At 69.1% G+C, this 17,300-nt stretch carries 20 protein-coding genes; 9 read left to right on the top strand and 11 right to left on the bottom strand.

All coding sequences use genetic code 11. The features are described from left to right. Positions 1-218 precede the first annotated feature (218 nt). A complete protein-coding gene (locus QSG27_RS13025; RefSeq protein WP_306706770.1) occupies positions 219-830 on the top strand; it encodes a cold-shock protein in 612 nt (203 codons plus the stop codon). A 51-nt stretch (positions 831-881) separates the two neighbouring features. Here QSG27_RS13025 and QSG27_RS13030 read toward each other — a convergent pair whose 3' ends face one another. Both QSG27_RS13030 and QSG27_RS13035 read right to left on the bottom strand, forming a co-directional pair. Beyond that, entirely contained in the window at positions 882-1,205 is a 324-nt protein-coding gene (locus QSG27_RS13030) for a hypothetical protein (RefSeq protein WP_306706772.1), read from the bottom strand. A gap of 129 nt (positions 1,206-1,334) precedes the next feature. Further along, complete coding sequence (locus tag QSG27_RS13035; RefSeq protein ID WP_306706774.1) at positions 1,335-2,369, bottom strand: hypothetical protein; 1,035 nt, start codon at positions 2,367-2,369, stop codon at positions 1,335-1,337. Positions 2,370-2,552: 183 nt separating this feature from the next. Here QSG27_RS13035 and QSG27_RS13040 point away from each other — a divergent pair, with 183 nt between their 5' ends. After that, positions 2,553-2,762, top strand: coding sequence for a hypothetical protein (locus QSG27_RS13040; protein ID WP_306706776.1), 210 nt, complete (start codon positions 2,553-2,555; stop codon positions 2,760-2,762). A 21-nt stretch (positions 2,763-2,783) separates the two neighbouring features. Here QSG27_RS13040 and QSG27_RS13045 read toward each other — a convergent pair whose 3' ends face one another. Further along, positions 2,784-3,665: a LysR family transcriptional regulator gene (locus QSG27_RS13045; protein ID WP_306706778.1), complete on the bottom strand. Its 882-nt coding sequence runs from the start codon at positions 3,663-3,665 to the stop codon at positions 2,784-2,786. Between the two features lie 116 nt (positions 3,666-3,781). On the opposite strand from QSG27_RS13045, the gene QSG27_RS13050 reads away from it, so the two are divergent. Then, on the top strand, positions 3,782-4,840 hold the full coding sequence (locus QSG27_RS13050) for a YeiH family protein (RefSeq protein ID WP_306706780.1): 1,059 nt from the start codon (positions 3,782-3,784) through the stop codon (positions 4,838-4,840). Here QSG27_RS13050 and QSG27_RS13055 read toward each other — a convergent pair. Beyond that, positions 4,833-5,063, bottom strand: a complete 231-nt coding sequence (locus QSG27_RS13055) for an Ada metal-binding domain-containing protein (protein WP_306706783.1) — start codon at positions 5,061-5,063, stop codon at positions 4,833-4,835. The genes QSG27_RS13050 and QSG27_RS13055 overlap by 8 nt on opposite strands. 142 nt (positions 5,064-5,205) lie before the next feature. Then, entirely contained in the window at positions 5,206-5,745 is a 540-nt protein-coding gene (locus tag QSG27_RS13060) for a hypothetical protein (protein ID WP_306706785.1), read from the bottom strand. Positions 5,746-6,008: 263 nt separating this feature from the next. Between QSG27_RS13060 and QSG27_RS13065 the strand changes: the two genes are divergently transcribed. Then, positions 6,009-6,680: an HAD family hydrolase gene (locus QSG27_RS13065; protein WP_306706788.1), complete on the top strand. Its 672-nt coding sequence runs from the start codon at positions 6,009-6,011 to the stop codon at positions 6,678-6,680. A gap of 79 nt (positions 6,681-6,759) precedes the next feature. Next, positions 6,760-6,957 carry a hypothetical protein gene (locus QSG27_RS13070; protein ID WP_306706790.1) on the top strand — a complete coding sequence of 66 codons (198 nt, stop codon included), beginning with the start codon at positions 6,760-6,762 and terminating at the stop codon, positions 6,955-6,957. Between the two features lie 63 nt (positions 6,958-7,020). Here the strand turns inward: QSG27_RS13070 and QSG27_RS13075 are convergent, their stop codons facing one another. The 3 genes from QSG27_RS13075 to QSG27_RS13085 all read right to left on the bottom strand — a co-directional run bounded on the left by QSG27_RS13075 (position 7,021) and on the right by QSG27_RS13085 (position 11,174). Next, the gene (locus tag QSG27_RS13075; protein ID WP_306706793.1) at positions 7,021-8,220 is read right to left on the bottom strand and encodes a lipid II:glycine glycyltransferase FemX; all 1,200 of its coding nucleotides are present in this window, start codon (positions 8,218-8,220) and stop codon (positions 7,021-7,023) included. Between the two features lie 337 nt (positions 8,221-8,557). Beyond that, positions 8,558-8,782 (bottom strand): hypothetical protein, encoded by a 225-nt coding sequence (locus QSG27_RS13080; RefSeq protein WP_306706794.1) that lies wholly within the window; start codon positions 8,780-8,782, stop codon positions 8,558-8,560. Between the two features lie 106 nt (positions 8,783-8,888). Then, entirely contained in the window at positions 8,889-11,174 is a 2,286-nt protein-coding gene (locus tag QSG27_RS13085; protein WP_306706796.1) for an FkbM family methyltransferase, read from the bottom strand. A gap of 272 nt (positions 11,175-11,446) precedes the next feature. Here QSG27_RS13085 and QSG27_RS13090 point away from each other — a divergent pair, with 272 nt between their 5' ends. From QSG27_RS13090 to QSG27_RS13100, 3 genes are all read left to right on the top strand, one after another. Beyond that, a complete protein-coding gene (locus tag QSG27_RS13090; protein WP_306706798.1) occupies positions 11,447-12,469 on the top strand; it encodes an AAA family ATPase in 1,023 nt (340 codons plus the stop codon). Beyond that, a complete protein-coding gene (locus tag QSG27_RS13095) occupies positions 12,459-13,316 on the top strand; it encodes a ParB/RepB/Spo0J family partition protein (RefSeq protein ID WP_306706800.1) in 858 nt (285 codons plus the stop codon). Before QSG27_RS13090 ends, QSG27_RS13095 begins: the two co-directional genes overlap by 11 nt. Positions 13,317-13,400: 84 nt before the next feature. Continuing rightward, a complete protein-coding gene (locus QSG27_RS13100) occupies positions 13,401-13,670 on the top strand; it encodes a hypothetical protein (RefSeq protein WP_306706802.1) in 270 nt (89 codons plus the stop codon). Here the strand turns inward: QSG27_RS13100 and QSG27_RS13105 are convergent. Beyond that, the gene (locus tag QSG27_RS13105) at positions 13,667-14,146 is read right to left on the bottom strand and encodes an Lrp/AsnC family transcriptional regulator (protein WP_306706804.1); all 480 of its coding nucleotides are present in this window, start codon (positions 14,144-14,146) and stop codon (positions 13,667-13,669) included. The genes QSG27_RS13100 and QSG27_RS13105 overlap by 4 nt on opposite strands. A gap of 147 nt (positions 14,147-14,293) precedes the next feature. On the opposite strand from QSG27_RS13105, the gene QSG27_RS13110 reads away from it, so the two are divergent. Beyond that, positions 14,294-15,445, top strand: a complete 1,152-nt coding sequence (locus QSG27_RS13110) for a PLP-dependent cysteine synthase family protein (protein WP_306706805.1) — start codon at positions 14,294-14,296, stop codon at positions 15,443-15,445. Positions 15,446-15,495: 50 nt separating this feature from the next. On the opposite strand, the gene QSG27_RS13115 is transcribed toward QSG27_RS13110, so the two are convergent. Continuing rightward, positions 15,496-15,750, bottom strand: coding sequence for a hypothetical protein (locus tag QSG27_RS13115; RefSeq protein WP_306706807.1), 255 nt, complete (start codon positions 15,748-15,750; stop codon positions 15,496-15,498). Further along, positions 15,747-17,300: chemotaxis protein CheA (locus tag QSG27_RS13120; protein WP_306706809.1), on the bottom strand; the 1,554-nt coding region annotated here is incomplete at its 5' end. The genes QSG27_RS13120 and QSG27_RS13115, both read right to left, overlap by 4 nt.

Below are 17,300 nucleotides of genomic sequence, written 5' to 3' on the forward strand. Positions count from 1 at the left end.
AAAGCGGATTTAAAGAGCGTTTCCGGGCGTTTACTTAAAATTTTCCGCTCTTTTCCGTCGGCCGCTCCCTTGGCGGCCCGCCCGACGCCCCGTCCCTTCCGGACGGAGGCGGGAAACAGAAATGCGATTGCAGGGGCGGCGAACGGATGCCGCATTGCGCGGATCGTCAAATCCGGTCACTGTTGGACCGGTTGTCCTCCATCCATCGAGTGTCCAGAGTGAGCGAAGAGCAAAAGCAGCAGGTTGCGGCGGTCGTCAAATGGTACAAGGCCGACAAGGGCTTCGGCTTCGTCCGCTTCGCCGACGGAAGCGGCGAGGCGTTTCTGCATTCCCGGGTTCTCGCCTCGCTGGGCGAGGTGTCGCTGACCGAGGGCACCGGCCTCGTCTGCGACATCGCCGAAACCCCGAAGGGGCCGCAGGTCGTGGCCATCCATTCCGTCACCCCGCCCGACCCCGCGGAGGCCAAGCCGGCCCGCGCGCCGAAGCAGCGCCGGCAGCGCCAGCCTGAATCGGGCGACCCCCAGGCCGTCCGCCCCGCCCTGGCCCCCGCCGCCCGCGAGCCCAAGCCGCGGCGCGCCGAACGGCCGGCCCCGGCCCTGATGCCGGTGGCTTCCGGTGAAATGATCTACGGCACGGTGCGCTGGTACAATCTGGACAGCCAGTCCGGCCTGATCGACCCGTGGGACGACGAGACGGGCATCGGCGTGTATTTCGACCGCGCGATCCTGCGCCAGTCCGGGCTGGAAGTGGTGGCCGACGGCGAGGACGTGCGTTTCGTCGCCGTGCCGGGCGACGGCGGCCCGACCGCCCTGCGCGTCGAGCTGGTGTGAACGCCTTGGACTGAGGGTTCGCCGCCGGGCGTCAACCCGGCGGTGCATGCCTCAGCGGGGGTTGAAGGACCGCGACGGGCGGCGCTCCACGATCACCGGGGGGCGCTGGTCCATCCCGCCGGACGGGCGGGACGGGTAATGGCCGCGGGATTCGGAGGATTCGATCCGCCCGGCGGCCTCCCGCACCTCGAAGATGCGGCGTTCGACCGGCAGGCTTTCCGCCAGGACGATGACCGTGTTGAGCGAGATCCGGTCGATCGCCGGCTCCAGCCGATCGGCGCGCAGCCGGCCCGCCTGCACATGCTCCTCCACCTCGGCTTCCGAGCACTTCAGCCAGGCCGCCGCCTCGGCGATGGAAAGTGACTGGTCGCGCATCGAAGAAGCTCCAAGACTGGGGTGGGGGACAGGGAACCGGGTTACGAATAGGGGTGTACCCGATTTCCGCGCCGAACAACAGGGTGGCGAAGGGGCGCCCGGCCACAAGACGCCCCTGTTCCCTGCTTTCTACTCCTTCGTGACGGTCCGGCAGCGCTGCTGGAGCAGGGCGACGGCCTGGGCGGCCTCGTCGCCCTGAAGGGTGAAGGCCCGCTCGTCCAGCAGGCGCCCGTCGGCGTCGAAGGCGCGGACGAACAGGCCGTGCGCGGTGCTGGTCACCGCCGCATCGACCACGGCGTCCGCCGTCTCGTCGCTCGCCACGTCGATGAAGGAGGCGAGTTCCGCCAATTCGCCGCCATCCGTCCAGTCCGCCTCGGCGATCAGGTCCAGCAGGTCGTTCAGCCCGCCCGCCGGCTCGCAGCGCTGGACGCGCGGGTCGGCGCCCTGGATGGCCGCGGTGAAGCGGGTCAGCGCCTCGCGGATGCGGGTCTCCTCGGCGGGGTCGAGTTCGGGTTCGCCGTCCTCGCCGATGCGGGCCAGCCCCAGGAAATCGGGAACGGCGTCCTCGGCGGCGGTTTCGACCGCTTCGGCCTCCTCCTCGATCAGCCCGACGACCCCGACCAGACGGGTGCCGGAGTCCGCCGGATCGGCCAGCAGATCCCCCTCCCGCACGAAGCGCAGGGCCTCGTCGGTCGACTCCAGCAGGCGCAGCAGCAGGGTGCGGCGGTCGGCGGCCTCCAGATAGACCAGGGCTTCCGGCTCCAGCCAGACCGGGAGCAGGCGGGTGTCGGCGGCGGTCTCCAGAAGGCCGGTGGAATCCAGCGCCTCTTCGATGGCCTCCACCGCGGGCGGCTGCGACAGGTCGCCGGACACCTCCACCGCCAGCCAGAACAGGGTGGCGATCGTGTCATCGCCCTGGGAATCGGTGCGGCGGACGGATTCGGCGATGGTCTCCACCTCGTCCAGGAACTCCGGCTGCTCTTCCTCGTGCAGCTTGCCCAGCGCGGCTTCCAGGACCGCCTGGCGGCCCGCGTCCAGCGTCTCGTCCAGCAGTTCGTCGAAGCGACGGTCGCTGTTGCGCCAATAGCGGACCAGGCGGTCCGCCGGCGTGCCCGCGAACGTTCCGGACGCCGGCTTGCCCCGCCCGTTGCCTGTCTTTGCCATGCTGCCCTCTCCTGGCTGGCCCTCCGGCGCCGGGGGCGCGGGGGCGACGATACGGGGAGTGACCGTAGTGGCCGGAGGGCGCGCTGGCAAGCCGCCGTCTTTCGTCCCGTGCCGGCATCGGCCCTCTCGACAGCGGCGCGTGTCCTGCGGCAGGCTGGTGCCCGCAACCACAGCCGGAGGCGAATGCCCGTGACCAAGCGCGATGAGACGGAAGCGATGCTGGCGGAGCTGCGCCAGGGCTTCGGCGTGGGCTCGAACAGCGAGCTTCTGCACTTGCTTGCCGCGCTGGGGCGGGTCGTCCTGGACGAATCCAGCCGCGACGAGCGTGGCCGCCGCGTGCTGAAGATCGTCGGCAAGGGCGGGCGCGAACGCCAGATCGTGATTTCGGATTGACCGTCCGGTAGGGGGGGCGGCCTATCCCGCCAGCAGCAGGTCGCGGAAGGTCCGGGCGGCGTGGCTCAGCCCGCGCTCCCGGTGGCGCAGCAGGCGGAAGGGCCGTTCGGGCAGCGGGAAGGGGACGCGGTGCAGGTGCCCCGCCGCCAGCGCGCCGCGCGCCACCAGATCCGACAGGGCGGTCGCCCCGGCCCCGGCCATGACCGCGGACAGCACGGCCTCGTTCGACGGCAGTTCCAGCGCCACAGGAAGCTCCTCCGGCGCCCTGCCCTGCCCGCGCAGCGCCTCCTCGAACTCGGAACGGGTGCCCGAGCCGGCTTCCCGAAGCACCCAGGGCGAACGGGGCAGTTCCTCCGCCGGCAGGCCGCTCCGCCCGCGCCAGGGGTGATCGTCGCCCACCACCAGCACCAGACGGTCGCCGGGCAGGATGTCCCGGGCCAGCAGCGGCTCCGTCACCTCCCCTTCCACCAGCCCCAGATCGGCGGCGCCGTCCAGCACGGCCCGGGCGACCTGCGCGGTGTTGGCGGCCTTCACCGCGACGTCCACGTCCGGATGGCGCCGGCGGAAGGCGACGAGGTGGGCGGGCAGCCAATAGCCGGTGATGGTCTGGCTGGCGTGGATGGCGATGCGCCCGCGCTTCAGCGCCGACAGGTCGGCGAGCATGCGCTCCGCCGCCTCCGCGCGGGCGAGCACCGCGGCGGCCTCGTCCAGAAACAGGCGTCCCGCCTCCGTCAGTTCGATGCGGCGGCCCACCCGGTCGAACAGGCGGACGGCGTGCCGCGCCTCCAGGCTGGAGATGGCGGCGCTGACCGCCGATTGCGTCAGGTTCAGGGACGCCGCGGCCCGCGTCACATGCTGCTGCGACGCGACCGCCACGAAGATGCGGAGCTGTTCCAGGGTCACGCGGCCTCTCCTCCCCGTCTGGACGTTCGGTTTCATCGAACGTTTCGTCCAATATAATCCGTTGGATCGAACGGTCGAGGGCGCGCAGTGTCACGGCTTCGGATGTCGAGGATCCCATGCCGCAGCTTCCGGCCCCATCGCCCTGCCCGTCCCTTCCGGCCCTGATGCCGGGAGTCCTGCTCTGCTCCGGCGTGGGCCTCGCGGCGCTCGCCCTGCAAAGCCTGGAGGAGCGGCTCTTCGGACAGGCGTGGCTGGAGGCGCTGGTGCTGGCCATCCTGATCGGGGTGGCCGTGCGCAGCGCCTGGACGCCGGGGCGACGCTGGGCGGCGGGAACGGATTTCAGCGCGAAGACCCTGCTGGAAGTCGCGGTGATGCTGCTGGGGGCCTCCATCGATCCGGCCACGGTCCTGGCCGCCGGGCCGGGGCTGGTGGCGGGGATCGCCGGGGTGGTCGTCCTGGCCCTGGCGGTCAGCTACGGCATCGGGCGCCTGCTGGGGCTGCCACCGCGCATGGCGATGCTGGTCGCCTGCGGCAACTCCATCTGCGGCAACTCGGCCATCGCGGCGACGGCGCCGGTGATCGGCGCGGACGGCGACGACGTGGCGGCGGCCATCGCCTTCACCGCGGTGCTGGGCGTCCTGGTGGTGCTGGGCCTGCCGCTGCTGGTCCCGCTGCTCGGGCTCAGCGCGATGCAGTACGGCGTGTTCGCCGGGCTGACCGTCTATGCGGTGCCGCAGATCCTGGCGGCGACGGCGCCGATCGGCGCGCTGAGCGTCCAGGTCGGAACGCTGGTGAAGCTGCTGCGCGTGCTGATGCTGGGGCCGGTGGTGGTGGCGCTGGCCCTGATGGCGAAGCCGGGCGGAGATGCCGGTGGGGGCGCCGGTGGGAGCGGCAGGAGCCGCCCGCCCCTGCGCCGGCTGGTGCCCTGGTTCATCCTGGGCTTCCTGGCGCTGGCCGGGCTGCGGGCGGCGGGGGTGATCCCGGAGGCGGCGCTGACGGCCAGCCGGACCGCGGCGGGCGTGCTGACGGTGCTGTCCATGGCCGCGCTGGGGCTGGGGGTGGATGTGCGGATGCTGTCGCGGGCCGGGCTGCGCGTCACGGCGGCGGCGGTGCTGTCGCTGGCCGCGCTGGGTGTTATCGGGCTGGGGCTGATCCGTCTGCTGGGCATCATGTGAGCGTGGACGGGGGCGCGGCGGGGCGGCAGCGCTTGCAGGGGCGGAAACCCGCCGCCTCCGCCGCCCCGGCATCCGGGTGGAAGGAGACGTTCTCCCGCTTCGCCGGCCGGGACGGGCAGGAGGGCCGGCAATAGACGCCGGTGCTGCGCACCGCGTAGACGAAGCGCCCGTCGCCATCCCTGTCCCGGCGCATCACGGCGCTCCACATCGCCTCGTCGTCCATCGCACCCTCCCGATTGCGGAACGGCGATCGTCGCGGATGGCCCGAAGGAGCGCCACCCGCTTCTTGCACCACGCAAAAAGACGGCCGGCAGAGGTCTGCCGGCCGCGAGGTTCGGGGAGGGAGGGTGCGAGACGGACGGGCCTTACTTCTGGATGCCGGTGACCTGCTGCTGGGCCTTGTTGCCGACGCCGGCGGCGAGGTTGGAGACGGTGCCGAGGTTCTGGTTGAACAGGGCGCCGGGGGTGCCGAACTGCATGGCCTTGACCTGCTGCTGGGCGGTGTTGCCGATGCCGACGGCGCTGTTGCTGACGGTGCCGGCGTTGCTGTTGAAGCCGCCGAGCGCGAAGGGCGCCTTCGCCCCGCCGCCCATTCCGCCGGTCTGGATGCCGCCGGTCTGCACGCCGAAGACCTGCTGCTTGGCCTTGTTGCCGACGCCGGCGGCGAGGTTGGAGACGGTGCCCAGGTTGGAGGCGGTGCCGAACGGCCCGGCCAGCCCGCCGCCGGCCTGGACGCCCATCACCTGCTGCTGCGCCTTGTTCTGGATGCCCGCCGCGGTGTTGGAGATGACGCCGAGGTTGCTGGTGCTGCCCATCGGGATGCCGCCGGTCATCAGGTCGCCGGCAAAGGCCGGGGCGGAGCACAGCAGGGCGGTGGCGGCGGCGATCAGGGTGGTGCGGCGCATGGTCTGGTTTCCTTCCGGTGTCTGGGGAGTGGCTGCCGGGGGCTGTCTGCGTCGCGTCCCGGCCTGTTCGATGACTGGACGGTACGCGAGGCCGCCCTCCCCCGCTGTGGCCTGCACCACAGTTTGAGACAGCTTTCCGGAACGGCCTTTTCTTCCGCCCGAAGCGTTGAGACGGGCGGGATTTCCTGTACGATCCCCCGACGCCTTTTCCGGCCTCCGCCATTTTTCCGTGCGGAGCCACCACAACGAAGCGAGACGGCGCAATGCCCCAGACTCCCGACCGGCTGGACCCGGAGGTCGTGATCTTCGATTTCGACGGCGTCATCATCGATTCCGTGCCCACCAAGAACGGCGGCTTCGCCATCCTCTACGGCATCGACGATCCGGAGACGGAAGAGCGGATGCGGCAGACGATCTGGCGCAACGGCGGTCTCAGCCGGTTCAAGATGCTGGCGATCCTGGAGCGGGAGATGTTCGGGCGCGATCCCGGCCCTGCGGAGATCGACGACCTGGCCCGCCGCTACGCCGCGATCGTGGACCCGCGGGTGCCGGGCTGCCCGCTGATCGCCGGGGCGGAGGCGGTGCTGGACCGGCTGGACGGCACGCCCTGTCACCTCGTGTCGGGCACGCCGCACGAGGTGCTGATGGGCACCGTGCGCGCCAAGGGGCTGGAGCGGCATTTCCGCACCATCACCGGCTCGCCCAACGTGAAGGCGGAGGTCTTCGCGCGCATCGTCGCGGAGGGCGGGCACGACCCGGAGCGGGCGCTGGCCGTCGGCGATTCCCTGACCGAACTGGAGGCCGCCCGCAAGGCCGGCACGGCCTTCGTCGGGGTGGTGTCGGAAGGGTTGCCGAACCCCTTCCCGCCCGGCGTGACGGTCGTCGGCGACCTGCACGGGCTGGCCGAACGGATCGGAGCTGCGGATTTGAGGTAAGCGGGCCGGCCGGGGTATTGTTTATGAGACCAACAATCCATAAATGATGATGGCAACCTATGTCGAAAGGGAGGTCCGTATGCCCGTGCCGAAAGAGGCTGCCGAAGCCGCCCGTGACCGTTATCTGGCGATCCTCAGCGGGTACCCCGGCATGACCCGCGCCGAAGTCACGAAGCTGTCCGACGACTACGCCATCGCGGTCGATTTCGCGTCGGGCGTTCCCGACGATCTTCCGAAGGATCTGGACGGCGTGCCGGTGGTCGCACGCACCCAGTGACACAAGTCTGCGGCGCCCGGTCCATCCTGTCGGACCGGGCGTTTCGGATGTCGGGACCTTACTTTACGCCGGATTGGAGGGGGCCGGGTTGGATGGGGTGGCGCCGGCGCGGTCGCCCTGCCCCTTGTTCAGCGCCATCGCCACCACCTGGCTGGCCTGCGCGGTGCAGGTTGCGGCGAGCGTGCGCACCGTCTGACCGCCTTCGACCAGAAGACGGCTGAGCATCGGGCCGGGGGATTCGAAGGTGCCGATGAACACCCGCTCCTCCTCCCCCTTGCCGGCGAAGCCGCGTTTGAACAGATGGACGCCGGGGTTGGCCTGGGCGTTCACGCCGTGCAGGTCGTAGCGTTTGCCGCCGCTGGCCTTCACCCACCGCATCGCCTTCCAATGGACCAGGAAGGCCGCGTTCAACGGCAGACCGGCGTCGGCGGTGGCCGAATTCTGCATCAGCGCCGTGTCGCCCAGCAGCGAAACCACCACGCCGGCCACCGGCTCGCCGTTGTGGGACGCCAGCACGGCGTGCATCTTCATGCCCTCGGGCAGGGCGCGGTGGACCCGGGTCAGGGTGCGGCTGTCGAAGGCGCGGAAGCCCTTGCGGCGCTGCGTCTGGATGAACAGGTCGTCGATGGCGTCCAGCAGCTCCGGCGAGGAGCCCTCGGCGACCTCCAGCCCCGCCCCCTCCGCCTTGGCGAGGCCGCGGCGCCAGTGGCGGGACAAATCCTTGTGGATCGTCGCCTCGTCGCGGGTCAGGTCCATGATGAAGGTGCGGTAGGGGGCCTTGGCGTCGCTGTGCCGCATGTCCAGCGCCTCCATGGCGGCCAGCGCGCCGGCCCCCTCCCCTTCCCCGTCCTCCACGCGCGGCAGGACGCGCAGGAACAGCCCGCGCCGGACGCTGTATTCGGCCTTCATCGCCTCCATGATGGCCAGGAACGCCGCGGGATCGGGCCGCCGGCCCTTCGGGCGCCACATCGGCCCCCACATGACCAGCGCGATGCCGCCGATGCCCGGCACCCGGCGGACCAGCACCTGCGCCGCGGCCACCGGCTGGCCGCCGCGGCGCAGCACGATGTGGCTGAGGTCGCGGTTGGGATGGGCGATGCGGCCGAAATCCCAGGTCTGGAAAATGCTGGCGTCGTCGAATCCGTTCATGACGGCGTACCAGCCGCCGCGGTCCATACGGTCGATCTCGACAGCCGGTGAAGCGTCCAGGCAATCGCCCCCAAGTGCGTCGGTGTGGATCTGGCGTTTCCCCAGCGAAGTCACGTCGAACCTCTCGCGTGGTTGGTCGAATGGGCTGAGCCGGCGCGGAAGCGGAGAAGTGCCCGGCCCGCATCCCTGGCCGGAGGCCAGAGCCGTCGGATCGTCAAAGGTCGAAGCTCCGCGGAAGGTCCTATGCGGATCCCGCGCGGCCTACGGTCTTTGCGATCGTCCACAAACAATAGGAGACGCACGGGAAAATCACACAAACCCTGATGGGTTCGCGCAAAATCCCACTGGATTATTCTCTGTGGCTAAGCGCTTTTTCTGGGGATGGCATAGGGTACGCCTGTTTCGACAGGCATGCTGCGGCGCAATACGCCCAATTCGGTGCCCCGTTTCTTTAAAACATGGTCAATTGGATGATGCCGTCCGCGCGGGCGTGACGCTCCGCCGCGTCGACGGCGGCGTCCTGGGCGCCTTCCTGCGATTGGGCGATGCCGATGGCGATGCGCTCCCCGGCCACCGCCACGGTCCAGGTCCAGCGGCCATCGGTCCGCCACGACACGGCCAGTTCGCAGCCATGCGCCTGACACACCAGTTGCCGCACCGACCAGTTCGCCGCCATCCGCGCAACCCCATATCCCCGGTGCCGCCGCCGGCCCCGTCATGTCCAGTTATGCACCGGAGCGGCCCTTTTCCGCCAGCGCCGGCTGCGGCGAAGCGGCGGGCCGTCAGCGCCGGACGAAGGCCAGCCTTGCCGCCCGCACCAGCGCCTCCGCCGCCGCGTCGTCCCGCCGGGTTGCCCAGCGGTTGAGCGAATGCATGCCGCTGGCGGCGACGAAGCGTCCGGTCTCCTCCACCCGCATCGCGTCGTCGTCGATGGTGTGAAAGCGGTAGCCGAGCGGGCGCAGGATCGCGTCCACCTTGCCGGCGGAATCCTCATCCAGGCATTCGATCAGCAGATCGGGGCCGCAGCGTTCCAGCAGATCCAGCATCCCCGCAAGCACCAGTGCTTCCGCACCTTCCACGTCGATCTTCACGAGGTCCACCGCCGTCTCGCCGGCGAGGTCCAAAAGGCCGCTGCCGGTGATGCCCGGCACGGTTGCTTCGATGCAGCCCTCGGACGACCGATGACGCAGGATCGACGCGCCGGAGGTCAGGAATTCCTTGGCCGCCGTCCGGCGTAGGACGACCTCGCCCGGCCGGTCGAGAACCGCGGCGTGCACGGCCTTGACCCGGTCGCAGCCATTGGCTTCGATGTTCTTTTCCAGCCGCGCCAGATTGGCCGCAACCGGCTCCACCGCGAGAATCCGTGCCATGGGAGCCGCCCGGGCCGCCGTCAGGGCGTAGATGCCGGTGTAGGACCCGATGTCGAGCACGACGCGCGCCGGCACGGCGAGATGCTGCCAGAGCCGCAGCGACGCCGGCTCGTAACGTCCACACCAGCCCAGGCTCATGCAGACGAGATCGTCGTTGTCGTCGAACAGGGCGATGGGACCGCCGACGGGCGGCTCGAACTCCAGGAATCCGTGGAAGGGAAACTGGCGGCTGATGGACACGAGGCTGTCCCCGGCGACCGCACCGAAACCCCGCTGCCAAGCCCGCGTTTCCATGGTCGCCGCGTTGCGGGCCTCGATCGCCGTTCCGCTGTCCGGATCAAGGCGATGGGCTTGCCGTGCCGTCTCCAGCACCCGTTCCGTCGACTTTCGCCAGTCGGCACCATTGCCGGACCGCGGACCCGACGAGTGCATGCCCCTCCGGTTCAGGAACAGCGGAGTCGAGATCTTCACGCAACGCGCTTTTTCCCAGACCCGCACGTAGTATTCGAAATCCTCCCCCACGTCCAAGGTCTCGTCGAAGGGGGTTTCCAGGGCGACCGAAGCACGGATGAAATGGCCCATCTGCAGCGTCAGATAAGGGTCGTGCAGCAGCAGATCCTCCAGTGTTCCGATGCGCGGCAACTGGGGCAGGCGGATGCGGCCGGTCACCGCGTCCTGGCCGGGTTGGGCATCGGCGCTTTCCAGGATCAGGCCCCACACCGCGTCCACGCGGTCCATGTGCGGGGCCATCTGCTGAAAGGCATCGGGCATCATCAGGTCGTCGGCGTCCAAAAAGAACAGCCAGTCCGCCTCGCGGGAAACCGCCTCGCGCACCCCTTCATTGCGGGCCTTCGACCGGCCCTTGGTTCCGCTGGTGTCATCGACCGCGACGCAATCGAAGTCGGTGAAAGGGCCGGGGTCGTTCTGGGCCGCCGCCATCACGGAATTGATCGCCTGCTGGACGTGCTCCCGATGGCCGGGGCCGACCGGAATCACAACCGTGCATTTCGCCCTCGACACCGTCTCCGGAGCCCGGCGGAACAGCGACGAATTGATGGTGAAGAATCCCGCGCCGGTGCACTCCTGCCGCAGCCGCCGCTCGGTGAACTTGTTGCAATGCATGCCGCGCGTCTCGGGGATGAGGTCGCTGGCCGAAGGCAGAACATACTCGTAGTTCTGCGCGATGTAATCCTCGTCCACCGCGTAGAAGGGGGTGTTGACGATCAGGTAGCCGCCCGGACGCAGCGCGGCGTGGAGGCGGGGGAGAAGGGCGTGCACCTCCGCCTGGGGAATATGCTCGATCACGTCCAGCATCAGGATCGCATCGAACACGCCTTGGAAGCCCTGCGCGGCCAGGAAGTTCAGGGCGTCGTCGCAATGGACCGACCACTGTGCGGCCGGGCAGCCCTTCAACGTCTCGCGCGCCAGCGCATGGGCGGCATCGGAAAAGTCGACACCGACATAGCGGGCCGCCTTGCCCGTCGAGAGCAGGTAGCGGGCGGACTCCCCGCGGCCATAACCGATTTCCAGCACATGGGCGCCGTTCAGGGGAAACTGGTCGATCAATGCGCGATGGATGGAGGAGATGCCTCCGGCTTCCCATTCCTCGGCACCCACCGCGCCGTAATGGAGCTTGTTCCCTTCCGCATCGCGACCGGTGAAGTATTCGCGGGTGTAGAGTTCCTTCGCAAACCCCATTTCCGGCCCCCAAAAGGCAGCATCGACGGCCTACCGATACGCTTTGCCGGCGAGCCAATGCAAGGGTATTTGAGCATTCTGCAAGCTGTAGGCTCCGCCGATTTCCTCAATCTTCCGACGCATCGGGACCGTGGGGTGCCTGCACCCGGCATGAGCGCGCGGGAAGGGCGGCGGACCGGTTGGTCCGGGCTGCGGGTAGACACCCATTGCGGGGGTTGGGACGACTTGTTACCTTCCCCGACGACTCCGGCAATTGGGGCGACGAGGGGGCAATGACCGGCGACGACTTGAAGCTGCTGCGCGAGAGGCGCGGCCTCACCCAGACGCAGATGGCCGCGTTCGTGAACGAACTGACGGGCCGCCGATACGACAAGCAGCGGCTGAGCAAATGGGAGACGGGGCGCGAACCCCTGCCCCGCGACGTGCTGGGCCGGCTGCTGCTGCTGTCCCTGGAACAGCCGGCGACGGAGACCCCGCGGGCCGGCACGACGATCGCCGTCGGCCTGCAGAAGGGCGGCACCGCCAAGACGGCGACCTCCATCAACGTCGCCTTCATGCTGGCCCGCGCCGGAAACCGCGTGCTTCTGGTGGACGCCGACCCGCAGGGCAACGCCACGGTCCATGTCGGCGTGCCGCAGGCCGACGTGGTGACGCTGACCGGGCAGGGCAGGGTGCTCTACCACGCCCTGATGGGCAAGGCGAAGCTGGCCGAGGTGATCCGCCCGACCGGCGTCGAGGGGCTGGACGTCGTGCCGTCCAGCATCGCGCTCGCCAGCGCCGACACCGAACTGCCTGGCAACCTGACCAACGCCCAGACCGCCATGGCGGAGATGTTGGACGCGGTGCGGGCCGATTACGACTTCATCCTGATCGACTGCGCGCCGAACCTGGGGGCGGTCACCATCAACGCGCTGACCGCGGCGGATTATGTGCTGATCCCCTGCCAGGCGGAGCCGCACGCCATCCTGGGCGTGAACGCCTTCCTGGACACGGTGACCAAGATCCAGCGGCGCCTGAACCCGAACCTGCGGGTGCTGGGCGTGCTGCCGACCATGCTGAATCCCCGCCAGACGCAGGACCGTTCCTCGCTTGAGGACATCGGCCGGCTGTGGGGGGAGGATTACCGCGTCTTTCCGCCGGTGCCGCGCGCGACCATCTACGCGCAGGCCGCCGGGGCCAACGTCATCACGCTGGACGCCGACATCGGCGCGCCGGGCGTGGAAAGCTACGCCGCCATCGCCGGTGCCCTTCTGAGGGCCGCCGGACGCATCCGGGAGTCGGTCGATGCCGCCTAAAAAGCTGACCCGCCAAACCGCCGCCGCGGTCCTGCAAGCGAAGAACACCGCCCCGGCTCTGGAGACCGACCGGCTGTTCGGGCTGACCGGCACCCTGCCCCGCCTGATCGAGGCCGACGTCGCCGCCATCCGCACCGACCCCAACCAGCCGCGCACCGTCTTCGACGAGACGGCGCTCGCCTCGCTCGCCGCCTCCATCGAGCGGCACGGGCTGCAGCAGCCGGTCCTGGTGCAGGAGACGACGGAGAAGGGCGTCTACCGCCTCGTGGCCGGGGAGCGCCGCCTGCGCGCCCACCAGATGCTGGGCCGTCCGACCATCGCCGCCATCATCACCAAGGGCAAGGCGGAGGAGATCGCGCTGATCGAGAATGTCCAGCGCGTGGATTTGGACGCCATCGATCTGGCCCGCGGCCTGACCCAGCTCATCGACAGCCACGGCTATGCCCAGGCGGAGGTTGCCGCGGTCATCGGCTGTTCGGAGGCCGAGGTGTCGAAGCGGCTGAAGGTGCTGGACCTGCCCACCGACATCCTTCGCGAATACCGCGAGAACCCCGACGCGGTGTCCCGCTCGGCCCTGGTCGAGCTGGCCTTCGTCGGCGACGAAGGGGAGGTGCGGCGGCTGTGGCAGTCGGCGCGCACCGGCGGGCTGACCGTGCAGTCGGTGCGCACGGCGCGGGCGTCCAAGGCGCCGGGCTCGGCGGAGCCGATGCGCGTGCTGGGCCGCTCGATCAACCGCATCGAGAAGGAGCTGAAGGCCATCGACGCGGTCAGCGAGGCGATGCAGAAGGAGCATCGGGAGCTGCTGCGGGACCTGCGGATGCGCATCGACGATCTGCTGGAGAAGTGACCGCTTTCGAAATCGAAAGCGCCTTTTGGTTGTTGAATTCGAAGAACAATCAACTCAAAAGGGCTTTCGATTTCGAAACGGGTGATGACCACAGGCTCCGATGCCCGGATGTCTTGCTCTCACCCTGATTCCCCCGCTCTCGGCGGACCGAAGGTCCGCCTCCCGCCAATCCAGAAAAAGAATTTTGCAATGACCGGGCAAAAGGCGAGAAAACTTTCCACGCCGAAGCACGTTCCGGGCGAAAAAAGTAAAAAATTCTCATGCGAACCATGCGATATTGAGCATCACCGCAGGATCTTCGTGAAAGTTCCCGGAGATGCTGAACAAAGAGAAGCAAAAAAGGCAAAAATCTAGTTCTGCTGGGTCTTTGCATAAGAAAGGGGGACCTCCGTTGTCGATTTCATTTCTTCCATTGCGAACATCGATGACACGTCCTGAAGCTCGATGCGCTCGATGAGCTTGCGATAGAAGGCGTCGTAAGCCTTGATATCGGGAATGACCACACGGAGAAGATAATCGATTTCGCCGCTCAGGCGGTAGAGATCGACAACCTCGGGTATGTCGGCGATCACGCGGCGGAACTCCTCCAGCCACTCCGCGGAATGCTTGCTGGTTCGGACGGCCACGAAGACGGTGACGTCGACGTTCAGCTTGGCCCGGTCCAGAAGGGCGACGCGGCGGCGGATGTAGCCTTCCTGTTCAAGGCGTTGCACGCGGCGCCAGCAGGGAGTGGCGGACAGGCCGACCTGCTTGCCGAGGTCGGCGAGCGACAGTGTCGCGTCGGTCTGAAGGGCGGCCAGGATTTTCCGGTCGGTGGCGTCGATGGTCATCGGGGTTGCTCGGAGCCTTAACGGTTGGGGCGGATGATTTTGCTCATTCGACCCATCGGGAGAAAAGCGATTTCAGCATGCCGCCTGCGCATGCATCCGCAAGCCGTCATGGCGGGCGGGGATGGCCAACACAGGAAAGACAGGACGATGACCGCTTCCGCGCAGACCGTGACGCTTCCGCCCGGCGCCGGTCCGATCCTTCAACCCCTCCGCCTCGATTTCACCCCGCTGCCCGCGGCCACCGACCGCGACTGGACCCGGCGGGCCATCGGGGTGCTGGAAACCGAGGCGGCGCGGTCGCCCGACACGCCGCTGCTGACGCTCGATGTCCCGGAACTGCCCGGCATCGACATTTACCTGAAGGACGAATCCACCCACCCCACCGGCAGCCTGAAGCACCGCGTCGCGCGGTCGCTGCTGCTGTTCGCCATCTGCAACGGGCGGATCGGCGAGGGCACGCCGGTGATCGAGGCGTCGTCGGGGTCCACCGCGGTTTCGGAAGCCTATTTCGCCCGGATGCTCGGCCTGCCTTTCCACGCGGTGATGCCGCGCGGCACGTCGGACGAGAAGGTCGCGGCCATCGAAAGCCACGGCGGGCGCTGCCATTTCGTTGAGTCTTCCAAGGCCATCTACGCCGAGGCGGCGGGTCTGGCGGCGCGGCTCGGCGGGGTCTATCTCGACCAGTTCACCTACGCGGAGCGGGCGACCGACTGGCGGACCGGCAACATCGCCCAGTCGATCTTCGGCCAGATGCGCGGCCAGCGCCACCCGGTGCCGGACTGGATCGTGATGAGCGCCGGCACCGGCGGCACCGCCGCCACCATCGGGCGCCACATCCGCTACCGCCACCTGCCGACCCGGCTGTGCGTCCCCGACGCCGAGCATTCGGTCTTCTACGACAGCTTCGTCAACCGCGACGCCGCCATCACCTGCGAGCGCGGGTCACGGATCGAGGGCATCGGGCGGCCCCGCGTCGAGCCGTCCTTCATCCCCGAGGTCGTCGATCAGATGATCAAGGTGCCCGACGTGGCGTCTCTGGCGGCGATGCGGGTGCTGTCGCGGCGGCTGGGCCGGAGGGTCGGCGCGTCCACCGGGACCAACTTCTTCGGGCTGTGCTGGATCGCCGGACGGATGCGCGACGCCGGGCGCGCCGGTTCGCTGGTGACGCTGATCTGCGATTCCGGCGAGCGCTACCGCAACACCTACCATGACGACGCCTGGATGGAGCGGGCCGGTTTCGACACCGCCGCCGACGAGGCGCGGATCGACGCCTTCCTTCAGGGCGGTCCGCCCCTCTGAAGCCGGGATGAGCGCCTAAAAGCCGACGCGAATCGCCCGGGCGGCCCGCCTCACGTCGCGAGCAGCTCCTCCATTGGCGTCCGGTCTTTCGCCAGCAGCCCGGCGAGCAGGGGCTCGTCCGCAGGCGCGTGGATCGGCAGGGGCGAGGCCAGAAGAAGCTGGAGAACCGCCGTGTGGACGGAACGGCACCCTCCCATGTCGATCCCCGTGGGGGTGCCGGACTGCAACAGTTCCAAAAGGCGCTCGGCCTCCTCCACCGGGCAGGCGCCTTCCAGCCGGATGGTGGTTCCTTCGAGGCGGATCATTCCACAATCTCCTTCAGGTTCATGACCAGCAGCACCCGCCCGTCGCCCAGCAACGCGGCGCCCAGATAGCCCGGCATCCCGGCCAGCGGGCCGTCCAGCGGCTTCACGATGACCTCCATCCCCTCGCCGAAGGCTTCGATGGCAAGGCCGACCGGCTGCTTGTCGACGCGCACGACCAGAACGGCGATCTCCTCGCTCCCGGCCTTGGGCGGCAGGCCGAGCAGGCGGTCCAGATGCACCAGCGGGATGATGCGGTCGCGCAGCAGGAAGGCTTCCTTGTCCTTGATCGCCACCACGTCGGCGCGGGGGATGCGCACCGTCTCGGCGATCTCGTCCATGGGGATGCCGAACTGCTGGCCCGACACCTCCAGCGTCATCACCCGCGTGACCGCCATGCTGAGCGGCAGGTGCAGGCTGACCGTCGTGCCGGCGCCGGTGACGCTGGTCAGCTCCACCCGCCCGCCGGTCTTCTCGATGGCGGTGCGCACGGCGTCCATGCCGACGCCGCGCCCGCTGACGTCGGTCACCGCGGCGGCGGTGGAGAAGCCCGCGGCGAAGATGAGGTTGATCGCCTCCCCGTCGCTCATCCGCTGGGCGGCGTCGCGGTCCATCAGGCCCTTTTCCACCGCCTTCTCCCGCATCACGGCGGGGTCGATGCCGCGCCCGTCGTCGCTGATGCGGATGATGACCTGATCGTTGTCCTGGCTGGCCGCCAGGGTCAGGCGGGAGGTGTCCGGCTTGCCGGCGGCGGCGCGGTCGGTCTCGATCCCATGGTCCAGGCTGTTGCGCACCAGATGCAGGATCGGTTCGAACAGGTTCTCGATGACCGTCTTGTCGGCCTGGGTGTCCTCGCCCTCGATCACCAGATCGACGTGCTTGTTCAGTTTGCGCGACAGGTCGCGGACCAGCCGGGGAAAGCGCTGGAACACCGTGGACACCGGCAGCATCCGCACCTGCATGATGCTGTTGCGCAGCTCCAGCGCGATGCGGTCGATGACGGCGTGCTGCTCCTTGATCTCGCGCGCCATCTCGCGGGAACCGTAGACGTTCTCCGCCCGGCGGGCCAGGAAGGGCAGGCCGTTCTTGGCCACCACCAGTTCGCCGATCAGATTCATCAGCGCGTCGATCCGGCCCTGGTCCACGCGCAGAACGGTGGAGGGCCGGTCGCCCCCGTCGTGCGGCGCCGCGCCCCCGCTGCCGTTTCCGCTGCCGTTTCCGGCGGCCTGGACCGGCGCCGCGGCCTTCGCCGCCGTGGCTTTCGCCGCCGCGGTGGAGGACGCCGCCTGGACGGGGGGCTTGCGGAGGGCCGGGGCCTTTCTGGCGGGCGGCGGGGCCGGCGGGGCCAGAACCTCGGCGATGGCATCGAGCAGCGGCTTGGCGGTGCCGGCGTCCAGGGCGGTGTCGCCGGCCCGCAGCATCCGTTCGGCGTCGCTCCCGCGCCCGCTGAAGCGCAGGGCGTTGGCCGCCACCTTGGCGGCGGGGGAGGAGAACCACGGCGCGACGCTGGCCCGCAGCCTCGCCGCGCTGGTGGGGAGTTTTCTGCTGCCCAT

Source organism: Azospirillum isscasi, assembly GCF_030849505.1.
Taxonomy (GTDB): domain Bacteria; phylum Pseudomonadota; class Alphaproteobacteria; order Azospirillales; family Azospirillaceae; genus Azospirillum; species Azospirillum isscasi.

Bases quoted from the DNA above. Each gene is read 5' to 3' on its own strand.
- QSG27_RS13030 (WP_306706772.1), bottom strand. From the start codon at position 1,205: ATGCGCGACCAGTCACTTTCCATCGCCGAGGCGGCGGCCTGGCTGAAG.
- QSG27_RS13035 (WP_306706774.1), bottom strand. From the start codon at position 2,369: ATGGCAAAGACAGGCAACGGGCGGGGCAAGCCGGCGTCCGGAACGTTC.
- QSG27_RS13040 (WP_306706776.1), top strand. From the start codon at position 2,553: ATGCCCGTGACCAAGCGCGATGAGACGGAAGCGATGCTGGCGGAGCTG.
- QSG27_RS13050 (WP_306706780.1), top strand. From the start codon at position 3,782: ATGCCGCAGCTTCCGGCCCCATCGCCCTGCCCGTCCCTTCCGGCCCTG.
- QSG27_RS13055 (WP_306706783.1), bottom strand. From the start codon at position 5,063: ATGGACGACGAGGCGATGTGGAGCGCCGTGATGCGCCGGGACAGGGAT.
- QSG27_RS13060 (WP_306706785.1), bottom strand. From the start codon at position 5,745: ATGCGCCGCACCACCCTGATCGCCGCCGCCACCGCCCTGCTGTGCTCC.
- QSG27_RS13065 (WP_306706788.1), top strand. From the start codon at position 6,009: ATGCCCCAGACTCCCGACCGGCTGGACCCGGAGGTCGTGATCTTCGAT.
- QSG27_RS13070 (WP_306706790.1), top strand. From the start codon at position 6,760: ATGCCCGTGCCGAAAGAGGCTGCCGAAGCCGCCCGTGACCGTTATCTG.
- QSG27_RS13080 (WP_306706794.1), bottom strand. From the start codon at position 8,782: ATGGCGGCGAACTGGTCGGTGCGGCAACTGGTGTGTCAGGCGCATGGC.
- QSG27_RS13085 (WP_306706796.1), bottom strand. From the start codon at position 11,174: ATGGGGTTTGCGAAGGAACTCTACACCCGCGAATACTTCACCGGTCGC.
- QSG27_RS13090 (WP_306706798.1), top strand. From the start codon at position 11,447: ATGACCGGCGACGACTTGAAGCTGCTGCGCGAGAGGCGCGGCCTCACC.
- QSG27_RS13095 (WP_306706800.1), top strand. From the start codon at position 12,459: ATGCCGCCTAAAAAGCTGACCCGCCAAACCGCCGCCGCGGTCCTGCAA.
- QSG27_RS13100 (WP_306706802.1), top strand. From the start codon at position 13,401: ATGACCACAGGCTCCGATGCCCGGATGTCTTGCTCTCACCCTGATTCC.
- QSG27_RS13105 (WP_306706804.1), bottom strand. From the start codon at position 14,146: ATGACCATCGACGCCACCGACCGGAAAATCCTGGCCGCCCTTCAGACC.
- QSG27_RS13110 (WP_306706805.1), top strand. From the start codon at position 14,294: ATGACCGCTTCCGCGCAGACCGTGACGCTTCCGCCCGGCGCCGGTCCG.
- QSG27_RS13115 (WP_306706807.1), bottom strand. From the start codon at position 15,750: ATGATCCGCCTCGAAGGAACCACCATCCGGCTGGAAGGCGCCTGCCCG.